Below are 17,702 nucleotides of genomic sequence, written 5' to 3'. Positions count from 1 at the left end.
TTTTTTTTTGCTGTCCGTTTAGTCTAAGAAAAAACAGTGACAAGTGAGAACTATGATTAATTGGAACACTAAAACCTTTACCCAGCTAACCACACTTGAGTTGTATGAACTGTTGAAGCTTCGAGTCGACGTGTTTGTCGTAGAGCAAACCTGCCCTTACCCTGAGTTGGATAATCATGACCAAGTTAACGGAGTTCATCATTTAATGGGCTATGATGGCGACACTCTTGTCGCATGTGCAAGACTATTACCCAAAGGCACTACTTACGACTATGTGAGTATCGGTAGAGTCGCAACTAAAGCGTCACATAGAGGTGGCGGACTTGGTCATGATCTCATTGTTCAAGCCAAGCTGGAGTGCCAGCGTCTTTGGCCTAATGAAACCATAAAGATTGGCGCACAATCTCATCTACAAAAATATTATTCGCGACACGGTTTTGAAGCTTGCTCTGAAGAGTATATGGAAGACGATATCCCCCATATAGATATGAAACTTCTAAAATAAACAAAGGGGCCAATATAGGCCCCTTTGTTTATTGAATTGCTCTTAATTACTTCGTTGTCACTTACTACGACCGAAGCCTCCATCTGATAGTCTAAAGAACATGATGGACTGATCGCCACGTTCAATTTGTAGAATATCTAGATTACCTTCTGGGCTGAATTTGAACCGAATCAACTGACCTTGCTTAATACGACTTAACGGTTTGTCGCTTCCTTCTATTCTTGCTAACGAATTCAGGTCGGCCATAGATAACTGGTTTTTACGAAACACCTGCGCCAGTGTGTCACCTTTTTTGACGGTATACTCACGCCAATTGGTTTCTACTAACTGCTCAGACTGTACGCTGGAGGGTTGTTCGCTAAGAGACTCGGTATTAACACTTACAGCGATTCGCTGATTGGCCTGAGTCGCTTGAGCGGGTTCGTTCTTTTTGGTTGGGATGAGTAGTAATACCACCAATAGAGGAATTAGAACGCTTAATAGACGTCGATGAAGACGTGGAAGTCTCATCCAGAACGCCTTAATTTTTGACGTCCATTGTGAAACATCAGGCTTATTTATTTTCTTTAAGCTCGAAAAGTCGAGAGCCTGCCATTTGTCCTTTAGCACTTGAACGTGGTCAACTTTTTGCTTCTTTCTTTGACGACGATTCATTACATTCCGTCTCCTAATAAACAACCGCTTCAGTTTAAAAAAACCTGCGTTTAGAGTATAGGAAAATCGCAGGAATTACCTTTTATAGCAGTCAAATGTCACAACTTTAACAACGAAAACGAATTAATTAGTAAAAGTTGGTTAGAGCATTTCGGTTTCACACTAGAACTGGTATCCTTTCACCTTCATTCGAATAGCAAGAGAGACCGTCATGTCTGACGTGAAATTAGAAACTGTAGAACAGAAAGCAAGCTATGGTATTGGTCTACAAATGGGCCAACAACTTGCAGGTAGCGGCCTTGAAGGCCTAAACGTAGACGCAATCGCTAAAGGCATTGCAACTGCGCTAACTGGTGACATGCCAGAAATCGAAATCGACGCAATCAATGCAGCTCTTCAAGAGCTTCACACTCGTGCAGAATCAGCTCGTCAAGAAGCGGCGAAAGCAGCGGCAGCAGACGGCGAAGCTTTCCTAAAAGACAACGCTCTACGTTCAGAAGTAACTGTTCTTGAGTCTGGTCTTCAATACGAAGTAATTACTGAAGGTACTGGTACAGTACCAACGGCAGAGAACACAGTACGTGTTCACTATCACGGTGAACTAACAGACGGTACTGTCTTCGACAGCTCAGTATCTCGCGGTCAGCCTGCAGAGTTCCCTGTGACTGGTGTAATTAAAGGTTGGGTTGAAGCACTTCAACTAATGCCTGTAGGTTCTAAGTGGAAACTATACATCCCTCAAGACCTAGCATATGGTGAGCGTGGCGCTGGTGCTGCTATCCCTCCATTCGCTGCTCTTGTATTTGAAGTAGAGCTTCTAGACATCCTAGCGTAATGTCACATTTAAATTGAATCTAAAGCAGTGCTATTAAGCGCTGCTTTTTTTTACGCTATGCTTTAACTATCAATAATTAATAGGACAAAGCATGACTAAAAGTGTGATTTTAACCTTAGCGATAACTACCACCTTCTCATTCAATAGCTACGCCGAATTCGATATATCTGGCGTTAGTTCTGACTCTGCCAGTAGTCTATTAAATAGCGCCTCTCAATTGGCTCAAACTAACTCACCAGTTGTCGACAGCTTAGTTAAAGAACTGTCGATTTCCCCACAACAGGCAGCAACAGGCGCTGGTTCACTGCTTTCTCTAGCTAAAAATCAGTTAGGCTCAGGACAAGGGAGTGAATTGAATTCACTAATTCCAGGGCTAAGTTCACTCACAAATAGTGGTTTACTCAGTTCAGTAGAGAATATGGAAAGTGTTAAAAATGCCTTTGCATCAGTAGGATTGGACCCAGCTTTGATCTCCCAATTCACGCCAGTGATATTGGATTATCTGGGCACACAAGGCGCGAGCAGTGGCTTAATGAACTCGTTGAGTGGCTTATGGCAGGAATAGGCAACATTGCTACGCGATGTTCTATCGATAGCAAATTCTATAGATACAAAAAAGCCGAGCATAAATGCTCGGCTTTTCAGTTCTTACGAACCTACTGATTACTCAGCAGCAGCTTCTTCAGATGCTTCTGGGCGATCTACAAGCTCAATGTAAGCCATTGGAGCTTTATCACCAGCACGGAAGCCAGCTTTTAGGATACGAGTGTAACCGCCCTGACGAGCAGCAAAACGTGGACCTAGTTCGTTGAATAGTTTCGCAACTACTTCGTTATCACGAGTACGTGCAAATGCTAGACGACGGTTAGCAACACTGTCAGTCTTAGCTAGTGTAATCAAAGGCTCAACTACGCGACGTAGCTCTTTTGCTTTAGGCAATGTAGTCTTGATTACTTCATGACGTACAAGAGAGCTAGCCATATTGCTGAACATCGCTTTGCGATGGCTGCTGTTGCGGTTGAGTTGACGACCACTCTTACGATGGCGCATGACCTAATCCTTCTAACTAGTATCGATTAATCTTCAGCGATAGACGCTGGTGGCCAATTTTCTAGGCGCATGCCCAGAGAAAGACCACGTGATGCAAGTACGTCTTTAATCTCAGTAAGAGATTTTTTACCAAGGTTTGGCGTTTTAAGTAGCTCAACCTCAGTACGCTGTACAAGATCACCGATGTAGTGAATCGCTTCTGCTTTTAGACAGTTAGCAGAGCGAACTGTTAGTTCAAGATCGTCTACAGGACGCAGTAGAATAGGATCGAACTCCGGCTTCTCTTCCTTCTCCTCAGGAACACGTACATCACGAAGATCTACGAATGCATCCAATTGCTCAGCTAGGATAGTAGCTGCGCGACGGATAGCTTCCTCAGGTTCTAGAGTACCGTTCGTTTCCATATCGATAACAAGCTTGTCTAAGTCAGTACGCTGCTCAACACGTGCCGCTTCTACAGCGTAGGCAATTTTGTCTACTGGGCTGTAAGTTGCGTCAACAAGCAAACGACCGATTGGACGCTCATCTTCTTCAGTATGGATACGAGCTGAAGCTGGAACGTAACCACGACCACGTTCAACTTTGATTCGCATAGAAATCTCAGCGTTGTCATCCGTTAGGTGACAAATAACGTGTTCTGGGTTAGCGATCTCTACATCACCATCATGGGTGATGTCACCTGCAACAACAGGGCCTGAGCCTGATTTGTTCAGTGTAATAAACACTTCATCTTTGCCTTCCGCGACGCGAACAGCTAGGCCTTTCAAGTTTAGAAGTATCTCAAGGATATCCTCTTGAACGCCTTCTTTAGTGCTGTACTCGTGCAGAACGCCTTCGATTTCAACTTCTGTCACTGCACAACCTGGCATAGACGAAAGTAAAATACGGCGAAGTGCATTACCTAGAGTGTGACCAAAGCCACGCTCTAATGGCTCAAGAGTTACTTTTGCGTGTGTCGTGCTGATCTGTTCGATGTCAACAAGACGTGGCTTAAGAAATTCTGTTACAGAACCCTGCATTGTGTCCTCTCTTTAGTTTAAACCTTACTTAGAGTAAAGCTCGACGATCAAGTGTTCGTTAATGTCAGCAGATAGATCTGAACGCTCAGGCATACGCTTGAATGTACCTTCCATCTTGCCAGCATCTACTTCAATCCAAGTTGGTTTTTCACGTTGTTCAGCAACTTCTAGAGCCGCTTTAATACGAGCTTGCTGTTTAGCTTTCTCGCGGATAGAAACAACGTCGTTAGCCGCAACTTTGAAAGAAGGAACGTTTACAACTTTACCGTTAACTAGGATAGCTTTGTGGCTAACTAGCTGACGTGCTTCTGCGCGAGTTGCGCCAAAGCCCATGCGGTAAACTACGTTATCTAGACGACCTTCAAGAAGCTGAAGTAGGTTTTCACCAGTGTTGCCTTTAAGGCGAGCTGCTTCTTTGTAGTAGTTACGGAATTGTTTTTCTAGAACGCCGTAGATACGACGAACTTTTTGCTTCTCACGAAGCTGAACGCCATACTCAGATAGACGACCGCGACGAGCGCCGTGTACACCTGGTGCGTTATCAATTTTACACTTGGTATCGATCGCGCGTACACCAGACTTAAGGAATAAGTCAGTACCTTCGCGACGGCTAAGCTTCAGCTTAGGACCCAAATATCTTGCCATGATTCTTCTCCAATTATCCTAGAAACGTTATACGCGACGTTTCTTAGGTGGACGACAACCGTTATGAGGGATTGGTGTCGCGTCAACGATGTTCGTGATGCGGAAACCAGCAGCGTTCAGTGCGCGAACAGTAGATTCACGACCTGGACCTGGACCCTTAACCATAACTTCCAAGTTCTTAAGACCGTATTCTTTAGCCATTTCAGCACAACGCTCAGCAGCAACCTGTGCAGCGAACGGAGTAGACTTACGAGAACCGCGGAAACCTGAACCACCTGCAGTAGCCCATGCTAGAGCGTTACCTTGACGGTCAGTGATAGTTACGATTGTGTTATTGAAAGAAGCATGGATGTGCGCAACGCCATCTGCAACTTGCTTGCGTACGCGCTTACGAGCGCGAGTTGGTTGTTTAGCCATTGTACTCTACCTTCCCGATTATTTCTTGATCGGCTTACGCGGACCCTTACGGGTGCGAGCGTTGGTTTTAGTACGCTGTCCACGTAGTGGTAGACTGCGACGATGACGAAGACCACGGTAACAGCCAAGGTCCATAAGACGCTTGATGTTCATTGATACTTCACGACGTAGATCACCTTCTACAGTGTACTTAGCTACACCATCACGCAGTTGATCGATCTGCTCTTCAGTTAGTTCACTGATCTTAACATCTTCAGCAATACCCACTTCAGCTAGGATAGCTTGAGAGCGAGTTTTACCGATGCCGTAGATCGCAGTTAGTGCGATTACAGCGTGTTTTTGATCAGGAATGTTAATGCCTGCTATACGGGCCATTATTCACTCCTAGTGTTTCTTAAAAAGAATAGCCGCAGCAAAGCCCGTTATGGATACGCTGCGGAGTGCTACTTCTTTTGCACGCAAAAGGTAGGCCGAGGAATATACTCGACCATACCTTTAATTTCAAGTAAAAATTTCTGCTTAATTAGCCTTGGCGCTGTTTGTGCTTTGGCTCACTGCAGATAACACGCACAACACCGTTGCGCTTGATAACTTTGCAGTTACGGCAGATTTTTTTAACGGAAGCACGAACTTTCATTGCTAAACTCCGTAAATGAAATCTGAGACTACCGCCGGATTAACGGCCGTAACCTTTCAGATTTGCTTTTTTCAACACAGAATCATACTGTTGTGACATCAGATGAGTCTGTACCTGTGCCATAAAGTCCATAATTACTACCACTACGATTAGTAGTGAAGTACCGCCGAAGTAGAAACGAACGTTCCACGCGACCATCATGAACTCGGGAATCAGACAGATAAAGGTAATATATAGAGCACCTGCAAGGGTAAGTCTAGTCATTACTTTATCAATATACTTAGCTGTCTGCTCACCTGGGCGGATGCCGGGTACGAACGCACCAGACTTCTTCAAGTTATCTGCTGTTTCACGCGGGTTGAATACCAACGCCGTGTAGAAGAAACAGAAGAATATAATCGCTGCAGCATAAAGCATTACATACAACGGTTGACCTGGGCTAAGAGCCAATGACACGTCAGTTAACCAACCGAACGCGCTGCTCTCACCATTTTGGCCAAACCATTGAGCCAATGTTCCTGGGAACAGGATAATACTTGATGCAAAGATTGCTGGAATAACACCTGCCATGTTGATTTTCAACGGTAGGTGCGTGCTTTGTGCAGCAAACACTTTACGGCCTTGTTGGCGTTTTGCATAGTTAACGACGATACGACGTTGACCACGCTCCATAAAGACCACAAAGTAAATAACTGCGAAAGCAAGTACAGCAATCAACAGCAGAAGAAGTACGTGCAGTTCACCTTGACGCGCTTGCTCGATTGTTTGACCGATTGCCGAAGGCAATCCAGCAACAATACCTGCAAAGATCAGAATGGAAATACCATTACCGATTCCACGCTCTGTAATTTGTTCACCTAACCACATTAAGAACATGGTACCAGTTACTAAACTTACGGTAGCAATTAGCGTAAACATGGTTTGGTTGATAACAACCAGATTATTGACCATGTTTGGAAGGCCAGTTGCGATACCTATTGCCTGGAATGTTGCAAGTACAAGCGTACCATAACGCGTATATTGGCTAATCTTACGACGCCCTGCCTCACCCTCTTTCTTGAGCTCGGCTAACGCTGGATGAACTACAGTTAGCAACTGGACAACAATCGAAGCCGAAATATACGGCATGATGCCCAGTGCTAAAATAGATGCACGCTCTAATGCACCACCGGAGAACATGTTAAACATTTCTACGATGGTACCTTTTTGCTGTTCGAACAAATCGGCAAGTACAGCCGCGTCAATACCAGGAATCGGCACAAAAGAGCCAGCGCGGAACACTAAAAGTGCACCAATTACAAATAAAAGGCGCGACTTGAGTTCGTTTAAGCCGCTCTTAGCACTACTAAAATCTTGTCCTGGTTTCTTAGCCATCTGTACCTCGTCCCTCGAGATTAATCCTCGATTTTACCGCCTGCAGCTTCGATTGCAGCTTTAGCGCCTTTAGTCACGCGTAGACCTTTAACAGTCACAGCTTTGTTGATTTCACCTGAAAGAACAACTTTTACAAATTCGATGTTCTTAGTGATAACGTTAGCTGCTTTAAGGCTGTTTAGGTCAACAACATCACCAGTTACTTTCGCTAGCTCAGCTAGACGAACTTCAGCAGACACTAGGCTCTTACGAGAAGTGAAACCGAATTTAGGTAGACGCTGTTTCAAAGGCATTTGACCGCCTTCGAAGCCTGGACGAACACTGCCGCCAGAGCGTGATTTTTGGCCTTTGTGACCACGGCCACCAGTTTTACCTAGGCCAGAACCGATACCACGACCTACGCGCTTCTTAGAAGGCTTAGAACCCGCAGCCGGTGATAGAGTATTCAAACGCATTCTGATTACTCCTCAACTTTAACCATGTAGTAAACCTTGTTGATCATGCCGCGCACGCACGGAGTATCTTCAAGTTCTACTGTGTGGTTGATTTTACGAAGGCCAAGACCTTTAAGACACGCTTTGTGCTTAGGTAGGCGACCAATTGAGCTCTTAGTTTGAGTTACTTTGATAGTTGCCATGGTGTTCTTACTCCGAAATAGCTTCAACAGTTAGACCACGTTTAGCAGCAACCATTTCTGGTGACTTCATGCTACCTAGAGCATCGATCGTTGCACGAACGATGTTGATAGGGTTCGTAGAACCGTATGCTTTAGATAGTACGTTGTGTACACCTGCAACTTCTAGTACTGCACGCATCGCACCACCTGCGATAACACCCGTACCTTCTGCTGCTGGCTGCATGTAAACTTTAGAGCCAGAGTGGCGACCTTTCACCGGGTGGTGAAGAGTGCCTTCGTTAAGCGCTACAGTAACCATGTTACGACGCGCTTTTTCCATTGCTTTTTGAATCGCAGCAGGTACTTCACGGGCTTTACCGTAACCGAAACCTACACGACCGTTACCGTCACCAACTACTGTTAGTGCAGTGAAGCTCATGATTCGACCACCTTTAACCGTCTTAGAAACACGGTTAACTGCGATTAGCTTTTCTTGCAAATCACTAGCTTGTTGTTGTTCTTTAGCCATCTTCCAACCCTACCTTAGAATTTCAGACCAGCTTCGCGAGCAGATTCTGCTAGCGCCGCTACTCGACCGTGGTATTGGAAACCAGAACGATCGAATGCAACAGCAGATACGCCTTTCTCAAGCGCGCGCTCAGCAATAGCTTTACCTACTGCTTTAGCTGCATCGATGTTACCAGTACTCTTAACTTCTTCACGAATTGCTTTTTCTACCGTAGAAGCGGCTGCGATTACTTCAGAGCCGTTCGCTGCGATTACTTGAGCGTAAACGTGACGAGGAGTACGGTGTACTACTAGGCGAGTTGCACCCAGTTCTGCAATCTTACGACGTGCACGTGTAGCACGACGGATGCGAGATGCTTTCTTATCCATAGTGTTACCTTACTTCTTCTTAGCTTCTTTAGTACGCACATTTTCATCTGCGTAACGAACACCTTTACCTTTATAAGGCTCAGGCTCACGGTAAGAACGAATGTCAGCCGCTACTTGACCAACAAGTTGCTTGTCACAACCAGTGATCACGATTTCAGTTTGGCTTGGACATTCAGCTTTAATACCCGCTGGCAACTCGTGCTCAACTGGGTGAGAGAAGCCTAGTGTTAGACCTACAGCGTTGCCTTTGATAGCAGCACGGTAACCTACACCTTTAAGAGTTAGCTTCTTAGTAAAGCCTTCAGTAACACCAACAACCATGTTGTTTACTAGTGCACGAGCAGTACCTGCTTGTGCCCATGCGTTAGCAACACCGTCGCGTGGACCGAAAGTAAGGTTGTTCTCTTCTTGCGCAATAACTACAGCGTTGTTTAGAACGCGAGTTAGTTCGCCTTTAGCGCCTTTAACGGTAATTTCTTGACCGTTAAGTTTCACCTCTACGCCAGCTGGAATAGCGACAGGTGCCTTAGCAACACGAGACATAATCTACTCCTATTAAGCTACGTAACAGATGATTTCACCGCCAAGGCCTGCTTTACGCGCAGCGCGGTCTGACATCAGACCCTTGGAAGTAGAAACAACAGCAATACCCAAACCGCCCATCACAGTTGGTAGCGAGTCTTTGTTTTTGTAGACACGCAGACCAGGACGTGAAACACGTTTGATTTGCTCAATTACAGGTTTCGCTTGGAAGTACTTAAGAGTAACTTCTAGCTCTGGTTTTGCTTCGCCTTCAACAGCGAAGTCAACGATGTAACCTTCAGCTTTCAGTAGTGCAGCAATTGCAACTTTAAGCTTTGAAGAAGGCATTTTAACAGCAACTTTGTTTGCTGCCTGACCGTTACGAATGCGGGTCAGCATATCCGAAATCGGATCTTGCATGCTCATAAGATTTACTCCAAATGATTAAGTGGCAATTACCAGCTAGCCTTACGAAGTCCAGGAATCTCGCCTTTCATGCAAGCTTCACGAACTTTGATACGGCTTAGACCGAACTTACGTAGGTAACCGTGTGGGCGACCAGTTTGGTTGCAACGGTTGCGCTGACGTGATGCACTTGAATCACGTGGAAGAGTCTGCAGTTTAAGAACCGCGTTCCAACGATCTTCTTCAGATGCGTTTACATCGCTGATGATAGCTTTTAGAGCTGCACGCTTTTCAGCGAACTTAGCTACTAGCTTCGCGCGTTTTACTTCGCGCGCTTTCATTGATTGTTTAGCCATAACAGTAACCCTTCACCTTACTTACGGAATGGGAAGTTAAAGGCAGCCAGCAGAGCTCGGCCTTCCTCATCGTTTGCAGCAGACGTCGTAATAGTGATGTCTAGGCCGCGAACACGATCTACTTTATCGTAGTCGATTTCCGGGAAGATGATTTGCTCGCGAACGCCCATGCTGTAGTTACCGCGTCCGTCAAAAGACTTAGCGCTAACGCCACGGAAGTCACGTACACGTGGAAGTGCGATAGAGATTAAACGCTCTAAAAATTCCCACATACGTTCGCCACGCAAGGTTACTTTACAACCAATTGGGTAGCCTTCACGAATTTTGAAACCAGCAACAGATTTACGCGCTTTAGTGATAAGTGGCTTTTGACCAGAGATCGTTGCCATATCAGCTGCTGCGTTTTCTAGCAGTTTCTTATCGTTGATTGCTTCACCAACGCCCATGTTTAGGGTGATTTTCTCAATCCTAGGGACTTGCATGACGCTTGAGTAGTTGAATTGTTTGGTCAATTCAGCAACTACAGACGACTTGTAGTAATCATGCAGTTTCGCCATAGTAGAACTCCAAATTACTTTCTAATTAGTTAGAAACAGTTTCGCCGTTAGACTTGAAGAAACGAACTTTCTTGCCATCTTCGATACGGAAACCGATGCGGTCAGCTTTACCAGTAGCCGCGTTAAAGACTGCAACGTTAGAAGCATCAATAGCTGCTTCTTGTTCAACGATGCCACCTTGTTGACCAAGAGCCGGTACAGGCTTCTGGTGCTTCTTAACAAGGTTGATACCTTCAACGATAACTTTACCGGTTGCTAGAACCTTAGTTACTTTACCTTTCTTGCCTTTATCTTTACCAGCAAGAACGATTACTTCGTCATTACGACGGATTTTAGCTGCCATGTTGACGCTCCTTACAGAACTTCAGGTGCTAGTGACACAATTTTCATGAATTTCGCATTACGAAGTTCACGAGTCACAGGACCAAAGATACGTGTGCCGACTGGTTGCTCAGTAGTGTCGTTTAACAATACACAAGCATTACGGTCGAAGCGAATGACAGAACCGTCTGGACGACGAACGCCTTTACGGGTGCGAACAACTACCGCCTTCAGAACATCACCTTTTTTAACTTTACCGCGAGGAATTGCTTCTTTAACAGTAACTTTGATGATGTCGCCGATGTGTGCATAACGACGGTGTGAGCCACCCAGAACCTTAATACACATTACCTTGCGCGCGCCAGAGTTATCTGCAGCGTCAAGTGTACTTTGCATTTGGATCATTGTTAGTGCTCCGCTAAATATTAAAAACTAGACCCTCTCGGGTCGGGCTGCCTCTTTAAAGGGACGCGAATTGTACCACCCTTTTTTGTGATTGGGTAGACAAAAAATAAGCGGCCCCAAAAAAAATTTGGAGCCGCTTGATTTTCATAAAAAAAACGATTAAATCTTCGCTTTTTCTACAATGCTAACCAAAGTCCAAGACTTCATCTTAGACAGTGGACGGCACTCACGAACTTCAACTGTGTCGCCAATGCCACACTCGTTGTTTTCGTCATGTGCGTGTAGTTTAGTCGTACGCTTTACGAATTTACCGTAAATTGGGTGTTTAACCATGCGTTCGATTGCAACAACAATAGACTTGTCGCCTTTGTTGCTAATTACACGACCTTGTTGAGTACGGATTTGTTCGCTCATTATGCGCCTGCCTTCTCAGTCAAAACAGTTTTCACACGTGCGATATCACGGCGTACAGCTTTCAGAGTATGAGTTTGCTGTAGCTGACCAGTTGCAGCTTGCATGCGCAAGTTGAACTGTTCGCGTAGCAAATTCAAAAGCTCAGCGTTAAGCTCTTCAACGTTTTTTTCGCGTAGATCTTGTGCTTTCATCACATCACCTGCTTAGTTACAAATGTAGTTTTGAACGGCAGTTTGCGAGCCGCTAGGCGGAACGCTTCACGTGCCAACTCTTCAGGTACACCGTCCATTTCGTACATAACCTTACCAGGTTGGATTTGGGCTACCCAGTACTCAACGTTACCTTTACCCTTACCTTGACGAACTTCTAGTGGTTTTTCTGTGATAGGCTTGTCTGGGAATACACGAATCCAGATTTTACCTTGACGCTTAACGTGACGCGTCATTGCACGACGAGCCGCTTCGATCTGACGAGCAGTAAGACGACCACGACCAACAGCCTTAAGACCGAATGTGCCGAAGCTTACGTCTGTACCTTTAGCTAGACCACGGTTGCGACCAGTCTGAACCTTACGGAACTTAGTACGTTTAGGTTGTAGCATCTGTCGACTCCTTACTTACGGCCTTTGCGCTGCTTCTTAGGCTTATCGCCTTTTGGCTCTACAGCGTTAGCTGCTGGCATACCGCCTAGAATCTCACCTTTGAAGATCCAAACTTTAATGCCGATCACACCGTATTGAGTGTGAGCCGAAGAAGTTGCGTAATCAATGTCAGCACGTAGAGTGTGTAGAGGCACACGGCCTTCACGGTACCACTCAGAACGTGCGATTTCAGCGCCGCCTAGACGACCGCTTACTTCCACTTTGATACCTTTAGCGCCAAGACGCATAGCATTTTGTACCGCACGCTTCATAGCACGACGGAACATAACACGACGCTCAAGTTGAGACGCGATGCTATCAGCCACAAGTTGGCCGTCTAGCTCAGGCTTACGTACTTCAGCGATGTTAATTTGCGCTGGTACACCTGCGATTTTAGCTACAGCAGTGCGTAGCTTCTCAACGTCTTCGCCTTTCTTACCGATAACAACGCCAGGACGAGCAGTGTGAATAGTCACACGGATGCTCTTAGCTGGACGCTCGATAACGATGCGTGAAAGAGACGCTTTTGCTAGTTCCTTAGTAAGGAACTGACGTACCTTGAAGTCGCCGTCTAGGTTGTCAGCGAATTCTTTGGTGTTAGCAAACCATGTAGCATTCCAAGGCTTAACGATGCCAAGACGAATACCATTAGGATGTACTTTCTGACCCATTGCTTATCTCCTAGTCTTAAGCGTCTGCAACAACAACAGTGATGTGGCAAGAACGCTTCAAGATACGGTCCGCACGGCCTTTTGCACGAGGCATAATACGCTTCATGATTGGGCCTTCATCTACGAAGATTTTAGCGACTGATAGATCGTCGATATCTGCACCTTCGTTGTGTTCCGCATTCGCGATTGCTGATTCAAGAACTTTCTTAACTAGTACAGCAGCTTTTTTGTTGCTGAAAGTTAGTAGTTCAAGAGCTTGATCCACGTTTTTACCGCGGATTTGGTCTGCAACTAAGCGAGCTTTCTGTGGAGAAATACGAGCAAAGTTATGTTTAGCGATAGCTTCCATCATCTACTCCTTATTTCTTCTTAGCTTTCTTATCAGCAGCGTGGCCGCGATAAGTGCGAGTTGGTGCAAATTCGCCCAGCTTGTGACCGATCATTTCTTCGGTTACGAATACTGGTACGTGCTGACGACCATTATGGACAGCGATGGTCAAACCAATCATTGATGGAATGATCATTGAACGACGGGACCAAGTCTTAACAGGCTTTTTGTCTCCGCTTTCCACCGCTTTCTCTACCTTCTTCAGCAAGTGTAGGTCAATAAATGGACCTTTCTTGAGAGAACGTGGCATGGCGATTCCTCTTTATAGATTACTTGTTACGACGACGTACGATGTACTTGTCAGTGCGCTTGTTCTTACGAGTCTTAAAGCCTTTAGTTGGCTGACCCCAAGGAGATACTGGGTGACGGCCACCAGAAGTACGACCTTCACCACCACCGTGTGGGTGGTCTACCGGGTTCATTACCACACCGCGAACGGTTGGACGAACACCGCGCCAGCGGCTAGCACCAGCTTTACCTAGTTCGCGTAGCATGTGCTCAGCATTACCTACTTCACCGATTGTTGCACGGCCTTCAGATAGTACTTTGCGCATTTCGCCAGAACGTAGGCGTAGAGTTACATATGCACCATCGCGAGCGATGATTTGTGCGTATGCACCTGCAGAACGAGCAATCTGTGCACCTTTACCAGGTTTCAGTTCAACACAGTGTACTGTAGAACCTACTGGGATGTTGCGCATCGGCAGAGTGTTACCTGCTTTGATAGGCGCATCAACACCAGACTGGATAGAGTCACCCGCTTGGATGCCTTTTGGTGCAATGATGTAGCGACGCTCACCGTCTGCGTACAGAACTAGAGCGATGTTTGCGCTACGGTTTGGATCGTATTCTAGGCGCTCAACTTTCGCTGGGATGCCATCTTTAGTACGTTTGAAATCAATCAAACGATAGTGATGCTTGTGACCACCACCGATGTGACGTACTGTGATACGACCGTTGTTGTTACGACCACCGTTCTTAGAGTTTTTCTCTAGAAGTGGAGCGTAAGGCTTACCTTTGTGTAGGTCAGCGTTAACAACTTTAACTACGTGACGACGACCAGGGGAAGTCGGCTTACATTTAACAATAGCCATTGTTTAACTACTCCTGTTATTCCGCACCGCCAACGAAGTCAAGATCTTGACCTTCCGCCAGAGTCACATACGCCTTCTTAACGTCGCTGCGGCGACCTTGACGTAGACCTTGACGTTTAGTCTTACCCTTAAGAATAAGAGTATTTACAGACTTAACTTCAACTTCAAATAGCTTTTCTACAGCTGCTTTGATCTCTTTCTTAGTTGCATCTTTAGCTACTTTGAAAACGATAGTGTTCGCTTTCTCTGCTGCCATAGTTGCTTTCTCAGAGATATGAGGAGCACGTAGAACTTTTAGGATACGCTCTTCAGTGATCATGCTAGCATCTCCTCAACTTGCTTAACTGCTTCTGCAGTAATTACAACTTTGTCGAACGCGATTAGTGAAACTGGGTCGATACCAGCAACGTCACGTGCGTCAACTTTGTATAGGTTACGAGCAGCTAGGAATAGATTCTCATCTACTTCGCTAGTCACGATAAGCGCATCTGTTAGCTCAAGCTCTTTTAGCTTAGCTACAAGCTCTTTGGTTTTTGGAGCTTCTACAGAGAAGTTATCAACAACGATTAAACGCTCTTGACGAACTAGCTCAGAAAGAATGCTCTTCATAGCACCGCGGTACATTTTTTTGTTTACTTTTTGGCTGTGATCTTGTGGTTTCGCAGCAAAAGTAACACCACCTGTACGCCAGATAGGGCTACGAATTGTACCAGCACGAGCACGGCCAGTACCTTTTTGACGCCATGGCTTAGCGCCACCGCCAGATACTTCAGAACGAGTCTTTTGAGCACGAGTACCTTGACGAGCACCTGCTGCAAAAGCAACAACTACTTGGTGTACAAGAGCTTCGTTGAAGTCACGTCCGAAAGTAGTCTCGGAAACAGTTAGTGCATCAGCACCTTTAACCATCAATTCCATTACTTACTCCTAGACGTTAAGCTTTAATAGCTGGTTTTACGATCACGTTGCCGCCAGTTGCGCCTGGGACTGCACCTTTAATAAGAAGCAGATTGCGCTCAGCGTCAACACGTACGATCTCTAGGTTTTGAGTCGTTACACGCTCAGCACCCATGTGACCTGCCATTTTCTTGCCTTTAAATACGCGACCTGGAGTTTGGCATTGACCAATTGAACCCGGAGCACGGTGAGACAATGAGTTACCGTGTGTCATATCTTGAGTAGCGAAGTTCCAACGCTTAACAGCGCCTTGGAAACCTTTACCCTTAGATGTGCCAGTAACGTCTACTTTTTTTACGTCGTTGAAAAGTTCTACGTTTAGCTCAGCGCCAACTTCAAACTCTTCACCGTTTTCCAAACGGAATTCCCAAAGACCGCGACCTGCTTCAACACCTGCTTTCGCAAAGTGGCCAGCTTCTGGCTTAGAAACACGGCTAGCTTTCTTAGCACCTGCAGTTACCTGAATTGCTGCATAACCGTCAGTATCAAGTGTACGTACTTGAGTTACACGGTTCGCTTCAACCTCAACAACTGTTACAGGGATAGAAACGCCTTCTTCGGTAAAAATGCGGGTCATACCCACTTTACGTCCGACTAGACCAATCATTCTTCTAATCTCCCTTAACCTAGGCTGATTTGAACATCAACGCCAGCAGCAAGATCAAGACGCATTAGAGCGTCAACAGTTTTGTCTGTTGGCTCAACGATGTCGATCAAACGCTTGTGAGTACGGATTTCGTACTGGTCACGTGCATCTTTGTTGACGTGTGGAGAGATAAGAACAGTGAAACGCTCTTTACGAGTAGGTAGTGGAATTGGACCACGAACCTGTGCGCCGGTACGCTTAGCTGTTTCAACGATTTCCGCAGTAGACTGATCGATTAGTTTATAATCGAAAGCCTTTAGGCGGATACGAATACGTTGGTTCTGCATGAGACAGAGCTCCAATAATTAATTATTACACAAACAATATCGCCACTCATACTCGCGAAGGCGAGAGAATGCCGATTGATTTATGTGAAACCGTAGCACTCTAATTGAGCGCATTGTCAGCTAATTTTCGATTAGCCTACTATCAATGATAGCGGGTTAATTGTATTAACTGCGAACATAAGCTGAGTCTACGTTACTAAGTGATTTACCGAGGTAATCCACTTACTCCTCTTTGCTCATTGGTTCACAACTGGCTTAACCAGTGCGACGCATTATACAGATCACAAAAAGGTATGCAAGGGGTGAGGGAAAATTAATCAGAAATGTCATTTAAAAAGGGCTCAAGCTGGTTGCTTAAGCCCTTGGAAACCATTTAGCCTGATTATTCTTCGTCGACGAACTGTGCTTGTAAGTAGTTTTCTATACCGACTTTTTCAATTAGTCCCAATTGAGTCTCTAGCCAATCGACATGCTCCTCCTCATCTTCGAGAATATCTTGGAACAGATCTCTTGAGACGAAATCGCGCGTATCTTCTGCATAAGCAATAGCATCTTTTAAGTCTGGTATCGCATCCATCTCAAGTTTCAGGTCGCACTCGAGCATCTCTTTGGTGTCTTCTCCGATCATGAGCTTCCCCAAGTCCTGGAGGTTGGGTAGACCTTCCAAAAATAATATACGTTCAATAAGATGATCAGCGTGTTTCATCTCATCGATAGATTCATGGTATTCCTTATCGGCTAGATGCTTTAGCCCCCAGTCTTTGTACATTCTTGCGTGAAGGAAGTATTGATTGATAGCAACGAGTTCATTGCCCAGTATTTTGTTGAGATGTTGAATTATGATTGGATCGCCTTTCATGACAAAAAACCTCCTCTTTGGCTCATTAATAACTGTAGAACCTATTGGGGAGGTGTCAAAGTGACTAGACGAAGGTCTTGAGGTTAGCTCACTTTTGCAAGCTGAAGCGTCTGTGTTTCGCTCAAGATTTCTTTAGCTTGTTTCACACACTTACCACATTGAGAGCCAAGAGAAGTGCATTTTCTGATGGTGCGCATATCGCTGATACCCTCTTCGATAGCAAGCTTACGCAGTTTTTTATCAGAGATGCCGTGGCAAAGACAAACAAACATAATACAACCTTAAACAATTCACGGATATAAATATAAACGAGAATTGTTAGCATTACTAGTACTATTTTAGGTTGAGGTGGCAGCAATCAGCTAACCCACTGAACAAGAAATACATTTAGTTGAGCAAAAAAAAGAGGAGCCTAAGCTCCTCTTTTTATGTTTATTGCGATTATCAACTAAATATTAGTCGAAGATCTTAGCAACAACACCAGCACCTACTGTACGGCCACCTTCACGGATAGCGAAACGTAGACCTTCG

General features: G+C 45.3%; 34 protein-coding genes and 1 pseudogene. 3 read left to right on the top strand and 32 right to left on the bottom strand.

From position 1 onward, the window contains the following. Nucleotides 1–52 precede the first annotated feature (52 nt). Nucleotides 53–505 carry a GNAT family N-acetyltransferase gene (locus tag MMA19_RS24345; RefSeq protein WP_124940544.1) on the top strand — a complete coding sequence of 151 codons (453 nt, stop codon included), beginning with the start codon at nucleotides 53–55 and terminating at the stop codon, nucleotides 503–505. A gap of 57 nt (nucleotides 506–562) precedes the next feature. Here the strand turns inward: MMA19_RS24345 and MMA19_RS24340 are convergent, their stop codons facing one another. Then, a complete protein-coding gene (locus MMA19_RS24340) occupies nucleotides 563–1,159 on the bottom strand; it encodes a LysM-like peptidoglycan-binding domain-containing protein (RefSeq protein WP_124940543.1) in 597 nt (198 codons plus the stop codon). Between the two features lie 211 nt (nucleotides 1,160–1,370). Here MMA19_RS24340 and MMA19_RS24335 point away from each other — a divergent pair, with 211 nt between their 5' ends. After that, entirely contained in the window at nucleotides 1,371–1,994 is a 624-nt protein-coding gene (locus tag MMA19_RS24335) for an FKBP-type peptidyl-prolyl cis-trans isomerase (RefSeq protein ID WP_062462312.1), read from the top strand. Between the two features lie 91 nt (nucleotides 1,995–2,085). After that, nucleotides 2,086–2,559 carry a DUF2780 domain-containing protein gene (locus MMA19_RS24330; protein ID WP_240207500.1) on the top strand — a complete coding sequence of 158 codons (474 nt, stop codon included), beginning with the start codon at nucleotides 2,086–2,088 and terminating at the stop codon, nucleotides 2,557–2,559. Nucleotides 2,560–2,657: 98 nt separating this feature from the next. Here MMA19_RS24330 and rplQ read toward each other — a convergent pair whose 3' ends face one another. The 31 genes and pseudogenes from rplQ to MMA19_RS24175 form a co-directional block, all read right to left on the bottom strand. Then, the gene (rplQ, locus tag MMA19_RS24325; protein ID WP_031493230.1) at nucleotides 2,658–3,044 is read right to left on the bottom strand and encodes a 50S ribosomal protein L17; all 387 of its coding nucleotides are present in this window, start codon (nucleotides 3,042–3,044) and stop codon (nucleotides 2,658–2,660) included. A gap of 26 nt (nucleotides 3,045–3,070) precedes the next feature. Then, nucleotides 3,071–4,063, bottom strand: a complete 993-nt coding sequence (gene rpoA, locus MMA19_RS24320) for a DNA-directed RNA polymerase subunit alpha (RefSeq protein ID WP_038228852.1) — start codon at nucleotides 4,061–4,063, stop codon at nucleotides 3,071–3,073. 24 nt (nucleotides 4,064–4,087) lie between these two features. Beyond that, nucleotides 4,088–4,708, bottom strand: coding sequence for a 30S ribosomal protein S4 (rpsD, locus tag MMA19_RS24315; protein ID WP_031493229.1), 621 nt, complete (start codon nucleotides 4,706–4,708; stop codon nucleotides 4,088–4,090). Nucleotides 4,709–4,735: 27 nt separating this feature from the next. Then, the gene (gene rpsK, locus MMA19_RS24310; protein ID WP_001118870.1) at nucleotides 4,736–5,125 is read right to left on the bottom strand and encodes a 30S ribosomal protein S11; all 390 of its coding nucleotides are present in this window, start codon (nucleotides 5,123–5,125) and stop codon (nucleotides 4,736–4,738) included. An 18-nt stretch (nucleotides 5,126–5,143) separates the two neighbouring features. Then, on the bottom strand, nucleotides 5,144–5,500 hold the full coding sequence (gene rpsM / locus MMA19_RS24305; protein WP_005450559.1) for a 30S ribosomal protein S13: 357 nt from the start codon (nucleotides 5,498–5,500) through the stop codon (nucleotides 5,144–5,146). 148 nt (nucleotides 5,501–5,648) lie between these two features. Next, on the bottom strand, nucleotides 5,649–5,762 hold the full coding sequence (rpmJ, locus tag MMA19_RS24300; RefSeq protein WP_000868186.1) for a 50S ribosomal protein L36: 114 nt from the start codon (nucleotides 5,760–5,762) through the stop codon (nucleotides 5,649–5,651). A 39-nt stretch (nucleotides 5,763–5,801) separates the two neighbouring features. Beyond that, entirely contained in the window at nucleotides 5,802–7,136 is a 1,335-nt protein-coding gene (secY, locus tag MMA19_RS24295; protein ID WP_006075579.1) for a preprotein translocase subunit SecY, read from the bottom strand. 20 nt (nucleotides 7,137–7,156) lie between these two features. Continuing rightward, nucleotides 7,157–7,591, bottom strand: a complete 435-nt coding sequence (rplO, locus tag MMA19_RS24290) for a 50S ribosomal protein L15 (protein WP_006075578.1) — start codon at nucleotides 7,589–7,591, stop codon at nucleotides 7,157–7,159. 5 nt (nucleotides 7,592–7,596) lie between these two features. Beyond that, nucleotides 7,597–7,773, bottom strand: a complete 177-nt coding sequence (gene rpmD, locus MMA19_RS24285) for a 50S ribosomal protein L30 (RefSeq protein WP_004410429.1) — start codon at nucleotides 7,771–7,773, stop codon at nucleotides 7,597–7,599. Between the two features lie 7 nt (nucleotides 7,774–7,780). Beyond that, nucleotides 7,781–8,281 carry a 30S ribosomal protein S5 gene (rpsE, locus tag MMA19_RS24280; protein WP_031493227.1) on the bottom strand — a complete coding sequence of 167 codons (501 nt, stop codon included), beginning with the start codon at nucleotides 8,279–8,281 and terminating at the stop codon, nucleotides 7,781–7,783. 14 nt (nucleotides 8,282–8,295) lie between these two features. Further along, a complete protein-coding gene (rplR, locus tag MMA19_RS24275; RefSeq protein WP_006075576.1) occupies nucleotides 8,296–8,649 on the bottom strand; it encodes a 50S ribosomal protein L18 in 354 nt (117 codons plus the stop codon). A 9-nt stretch (nucleotides 8,650–8,658) separates the two neighbouring features. Then, complete coding sequence (gene rplF / locus MMA19_RS24270; RefSeq protein WP_031496829.1) at nucleotides 8,659–9,192, bottom strand: 50S ribosomal protein L6; 534 nt, start codon at nucleotides 9,190–9,192, stop codon at nucleotides 8,659–8,661. A 12-nt stretch (nucleotides 9,193–9,204) separates the two neighbouring features. After that, nucleotides 9,205–9,597: a 30S ribosomal protein S8 gene (gene rpsH, locus MMA19_RS24265; RefSeq protein WP_006075574.1), complete on the bottom strand. Its 393-nt coding sequence runs from the start codon at nucleotides 9,595–9,597 to the stop codon at nucleotides 9,205–9,207. Nucleotides 9,598–9,626: 29 nt separating this feature from the next. Beyond that, nucleotides 9,627–9,932 carry a 30S ribosomal protein S14 gene (rpsN, locus tag MMA19_RS24260; protein WP_006075573.1) on the bottom strand — a complete coding sequence of 102 codons (306 nt, stop codon included), beginning with the start codon at nucleotides 9,930–9,932 and terminating at the stop codon, nucleotides 9,627–9,629. Nucleotides 9,933–9,949: 17 nt separating this feature from the next. Then, on the bottom strand, nucleotides 9,950–10,489 hold the full coding sequence (gene rplE, locus MMA19_RS24255; protein WP_006075572.1) for a 50S ribosomal protein L5: 540 nt from the start codon (nucleotides 10,487–10,489) through the stop codon (nucleotides 9,950–9,952). A 25-nt stretch (nucleotides 10,490–10,514) separates the two neighbouring features. Then, nucleotides 10,515–10,832, bottom strand: coding sequence for a 50S ribosomal protein L24 (gene rplX, locus MMA19_RS24250; RefSeq protein ID WP_006075571.1), 318 nt, complete (start codon nucleotides 10,830–10,832; stop codon nucleotides 10,515–10,517). Between the two features lie 11 nt (nucleotides 10,833–10,843). Then, the gene (gene rplN, locus MMA19_RS24245; protein WP_006075569.1) at nucleotides 10,844–11,215 is read right to left on the bottom strand and encodes a 50S ribosomal protein L14; all 372 of its coding nucleotides are present in this window, start codon (nucleotides 11,213–11,215) and stop codon (nucleotides 10,844–10,846) included. 159 nt (nucleotides 11,216–11,374) lie between these two features. Next, entirely contained in the window at nucleotides 11,375–11,629 is a 255-nt protein-coding gene (gene rpsQ, locus MMA19_RS24240) for a 30S ribosomal protein S17 (RefSeq protein ID WP_006075722.1), read from the bottom strand. After that, entirely contained in the window at nucleotides 11,629–11,820 is a 192-nt protein-coding gene (gene rpmC, locus MMA19_RS24235; RefSeq protein WP_004736737.1) for a 50S ribosomal protein L29, read from the bottom strand. Before rpmC ends, rpsQ begins: the two co-directional genes overlap by 1 nt. After that, on the bottom strand, nucleotides 11,820–12,230 hold the full coding sequence (gene rplP / locus MMA19_RS24230; protein WP_006075723.1) for a 50S ribosomal protein L16: 411 nt from the start codon (nucleotides 12,228–12,230) through the stop codon (nucleotides 11,820–11,822). The genes rpmC and rplP overlap by 1 nt, the downstream gene beginning before the upstream one ends. An 11-nt stretch (nucleotides 12,231–12,241) precedes the next feature. Further along, nucleotides 12,242–12,940, bottom strand: a complete 699-nt coding sequence (rpsC, locus tag MMA19_RS24225) for a 30S ribosomal protein S3 (protein WP_006075724.1) — start codon at nucleotides 12,938–12,940, stop codon at nucleotides 12,242–12,244. Nucleotides 12,941–12,956: 16 nt separating this feature from the next. Next, a complete protein-coding gene (gene rplV / locus MMA19_RS24220; protein ID WP_031495620.1) occupies nucleotides 12,957–13,289 on the bottom strand; it encodes a 50S ribosomal protein L22 in 333 nt (110 codons plus the stop codon). Between the two features lie 10 nt (nucleotides 13,290–13,299). Next, nucleotides 13,300–13,578 (bottom strand): 30S ribosomal protein S19, encoded by a 279-nt coding sequence (gene rpsS, locus MMA19_RS24215; protein WP_031495622.1) that lies wholly within the window; start codon nucleotides 13,576–13,578, stop codon nucleotides 13,300–13,302. Between the two features lie 19 nt (nucleotides 13,579–13,597). Further along, a complete protein-coding gene (gene rplB, locus MMA19_RS24210) occupies nucleotides 13,598–14,422 on the bottom strand; it encodes a 50S ribosomal protein L2 (protein WP_031495624.1) in 825 nt (274 codons plus the stop codon). A gap of 16 nt (nucleotides 14,423–14,438) precedes the next feature. After that, a complete protein-coding gene (rplW, locus tag MMA19_RS24205; RefSeq protein WP_031495626.1) occupies nucleotides 14,439–14,741 on the bottom strand; it encodes a 50S ribosomal protein L23 in 303 nt (100 codons plus the stop codon). Beyond that, nucleotides 14,738–15,340: a 50S ribosomal protein L4 gene (gene rplD / locus MMA19_RS24200; RefSeq protein ID WP_038228833.1), complete on the bottom strand. Its 603-nt coding sequence runs from the start codon at nucleotides 15,338–15,340 to the stop codon at nucleotides 14,738–14,740. The genes rplW and rplD overlap by 4 nt, the downstream gene beginning before the upstream one ends. A 16-nt stretch (nucleotides 15,341–15,356) precedes the next feature. After that, complete coding sequence (gene rplC / locus MMA19_RS24195; protein ID WP_063604645.1) at nucleotides 15,357–15,986, bottom strand: 50S ribosomal protein L3; 630 nt, start codon at nucleotides 15,984–15,986, stop codon at nucleotides 15,357–15,359. A 14-nt stretch (nucleotides 15,987–16,000) separates the two neighbouring features. Then, nucleotides 16,001–16,312, bottom strand: a complete 312-nt coding sequence (gene rpsJ, locus MMA19_RS24190) for a 30S ribosomal protein S10 (protein ID WP_031495630.1) — start codon at nucleotides 16,310–16,312, stop codon at nucleotides 16,001–16,003. Nucleotides 16,313–16,694: 382 nt separating this feature from the next. Next, a complete protein-coding gene (gene bfr, locus MMA19_RS24185; RefSeq protein ID WP_038228832.1) occupies nucleotides 16,695–17,171 on the bottom strand; it encodes a bacterioferritin in 477 nt (158 codons plus the stop codon). Between the two features lie 83 nt (nucleotides 17,172–17,254). Beyond that, nucleotides 17,255–17,443, bottom strand: a complete 189-nt coding sequence (locus MMA19_RS24180) for a (2Fe-2S)-binding protein (RefSeq protein ID WP_062462315.1) — start codon at nucleotides 17,441–17,443, stop codon at nucleotides 17,255–17,257. A 183-nt stretch (nucleotides 17,444–17,626) separates the two neighbouring features. Then, nucleotides 17,627–17,702: pseudogene (locus MMA19_RS24175) on the bottom strand (elongation factor Tu); the annotation flags it as partial.

It is taken from the genome of Vibrio sp. CyArs1 (assembly GCF_022432925.1).
In the GTDB taxonomy this organism is placed as follows: domain Bacteria; phylum Pseudomonadota; class Gammaproteobacteria; order Enterobacterales; family Vibrionaceae; genus Vibrio; species Vibrio mediterranei.
Note: the sequence above shows the minus strand (reverse complement) of the source record. Positions and strands in the feature narration are given on the sequence as shown.

Excerpts from the sequence above, each read along its gene's own strand:
- rplF (WP_031496829.1), bottom strand. The coding sequence starts at position 9,192 with ATGTCTCGTGTTGCTAAGGCACCTGTCGCTATTCCAGCTGGCGTAGAG.
- rpsM (WP_005450559.1), bottom strand. The coding sequence starts at position 5,500 with ATGGCCCGTATAGCAGGCATTAACATTCCTGATCAAAAACACGCTGTA.
- rplV (WP_031495620.1), bottom strand. The coding sequence starts at position 13,289 with ATGGAAGCTATCGCTAAACATAACTTTGCTCGTATTTCTCCACAGAAA.
- rplW (WP_031495626.1), bottom strand. The coding sequence starts at position 14,741 with ATGATCACTGAAGAGCGTATCCTAAAAGTTCTACGTGCTCCTCATATC.
- rpmD (WP_004410429.1), bottom strand. The coding sequence starts at position 7,773 with ATGGCAACTATCAAAGTAACTCAAACTAAGAGCTCAATTGGTCGCCTA.
- MMA19_RS24180 (WP_062462315.1), bottom strand. The coding sequence starts at position 17,443 with ATGTTTGTTTGTCTTTGCCACGGCATCTCTGATAAAAAACTGCGTAAG.
- MMA19_RS24335 (WP_062462312.1), top strand. The coding sequence starts at position 1,371 with ATGTCTGACGTGAAATTAGAAACTGTAGAACAGAAAGCAAGCTATGGT.
- secY (WP_006075579.1), bottom strand. The coding sequence starts at position 7,136 with ATGGCTAAGAAACCAGGACAAGATTTTAGTAGTGCTAAGAGCGGCTTA.
- rpmC (WP_004736737.1), bottom strand. The coding sequence starts at position 11,820 with ATGAAAGCACAAGATCTACGCGAAAAAAACGTTGAAGAGCTTAACGCT.
- rpsN (WP_006075573.1), bottom strand. The coding sequence starts at position 9,932 with ATGGCTAAACAATCAATGAAAGCGCGCGAAGTAAAACGCGCGAAGCTA.
- rpsJ (WP_031495630.1), bottom strand. The coding sequence starts at position 16,312 with ATGCAGAACCAACGTATTCGTATCCGCCTAAAGGCTTTCGATTATAAA.
- rplQ (WP_031493230.1), bottom strand. The coding sequence starts at position 3,044 with ATGCGCCATCGTAAGAGTGGTCGTCAACTCAACCGCAACAGCAGCCAT.
- rplD (WP_038228833.1), bottom strand. The coding sequence starts at position 15,340 with ATGGAATTGATGGTTAAAGGTGCTGATGCACTAACTGTTTCCGAGACT.
- rplX (WP_006075571.1), bottom strand. The coding sequence starts at position 10,832 with ATGGCAGCTAAAATCCGTCGTAATGACGAAGTAATCGTTCTTGCTGGT.
- rpsQ (WP_006075722.1), bottom strand. The coding sequence starts at position 11,629 with ATGAGCGAACAAATCCGTACTCAACAAGGTCGTGTAATTAGCAACAAA.
- rpsS (WP_031495622.1), bottom strand. The coding sequence starts at position 13,578 with ATGCCACGTTCTCTCAAGAAAGGTCCATTTATTGACCTACACTTGCTG.
- rpsH (WP_006075574.1), bottom strand. The coding sequence starts at position 9,597 with ATGAGCATGCAAGATCCGATTTCGGATATGCTGACCCGCATTCGTAAC.
- rpsE (WP_031493227.1), bottom strand. The coding sequence starts at position 8,281 with ATGGCTAAAGAACAACAACAAGCTAGTGATTTGCAAGAAAAGCTAATC.
- rplN (WP_006075569.1), bottom strand. The coding sequence starts at position 11,215 with ATGATCCAAATGCAAAGTACACTTGACGCTGCAGATAACTCTGGCGCG.
- rplR (WP_006075576.1), bottom strand. The coding sequence starts at position 8,649 with ATGGATAAGAAAGCATCTCGCATCCGTCGTGCTACACGTGCACGTCGT.
- MMA19_RS24340 (WP_124940543.1), bottom strand. The coding sequence starts at position 1,159 with ATGAATCGTCGTCAAAGAAAGAAGCAAAAAGTTGACCACGTTCAAGTG.
- rpmJ (WP_000868186.1), bottom strand. The coding sequence starts at position 5,762 with ATGAAAGTTCGTGCTTCCGTTAAAAAAATCTGCCGTAACTGCAAAGTT.
- rplE (WP_006075572.1), bottom strand. The coding sequence starts at position 10,489 with ATGGCGAAACTGCATGATTACTACAAGTCGTCTGTAGTTGCTGAATTG.
- rpsC (WP_006075724.1), bottom strand. The coding sequence starts at position 12,940 with ATGGGTCAGAAAGTACATCCTAATGGTATTCGTCTTGGCATCGTTAAG.
- rplC (WP_063604645.1), bottom strand. The coding sequence starts at position 15,986 with ATGATTGGTCTAGTCGGACGTAAAGTGGGTATGACCCGCATTTTTACC.
- bfr (WP_038228832.1), bottom strand. The coding sequence starts at position 17,171 with ATGAAAGGCGATCCAATCATAATTCAACATCTCAACAAAATACTGGGC.
- rplP (WP_006075723.1), bottom strand. The coding sequence starts at position 12,230 with ATGCTACAACCTAAACGTACTAAGTTCCGTAAGGTTCAGACTGGTCGC.
- rplB (WP_031495624.1), bottom strand. The coding sequence starts at position 14,422 with ATGGCTATTGTTAAATGTAAGCCGACTTCCCCTGGTCGTCGTCACGTA.
- MMA19_RS24330 (WP_240207500.1), top strand. The coding sequence starts at position 2,086 with ATGACTAAAAGTGTGATTTTAACCTTAGCGATAACTACCACCTTCTCA.
- rpsD (WP_031493229.1), bottom strand. The coding sequence starts at position 4,708 with ATGGCAAGATATTTGGGTCCTAAGCTGAAGCTTAGCCGTCGCGAAGGT.
- rpoA (WP_038228852.1), bottom strand. The coding sequence starts at position 4,063 with ATGCAGGGTTCTGTAACAGAATTTCTTAAGCCACGTCTTGTTGACATC.
- MMA19_RS24345 (WP_124940544.1), top strand. The coding sequence starts at position 53 with ATGATTAATTGGAACACTAAAACCTTTACCCAGCTAACCACACTTGAG.
- rpsK (WP_001118870.1), bottom strand. The coding sequence starts at position 5,125 with ATGGCTAAACAACCAACTCGCGCTCGTAAGCGCGTACGCAAGCAAGTT.
- rplO (WP_006075578.1), bottom strand. The coding sequence starts at position 7,591 with ATGCGTTTGAATACTCTATCACCGGCTGCGGGTTCTAAGCCTTCTAAG.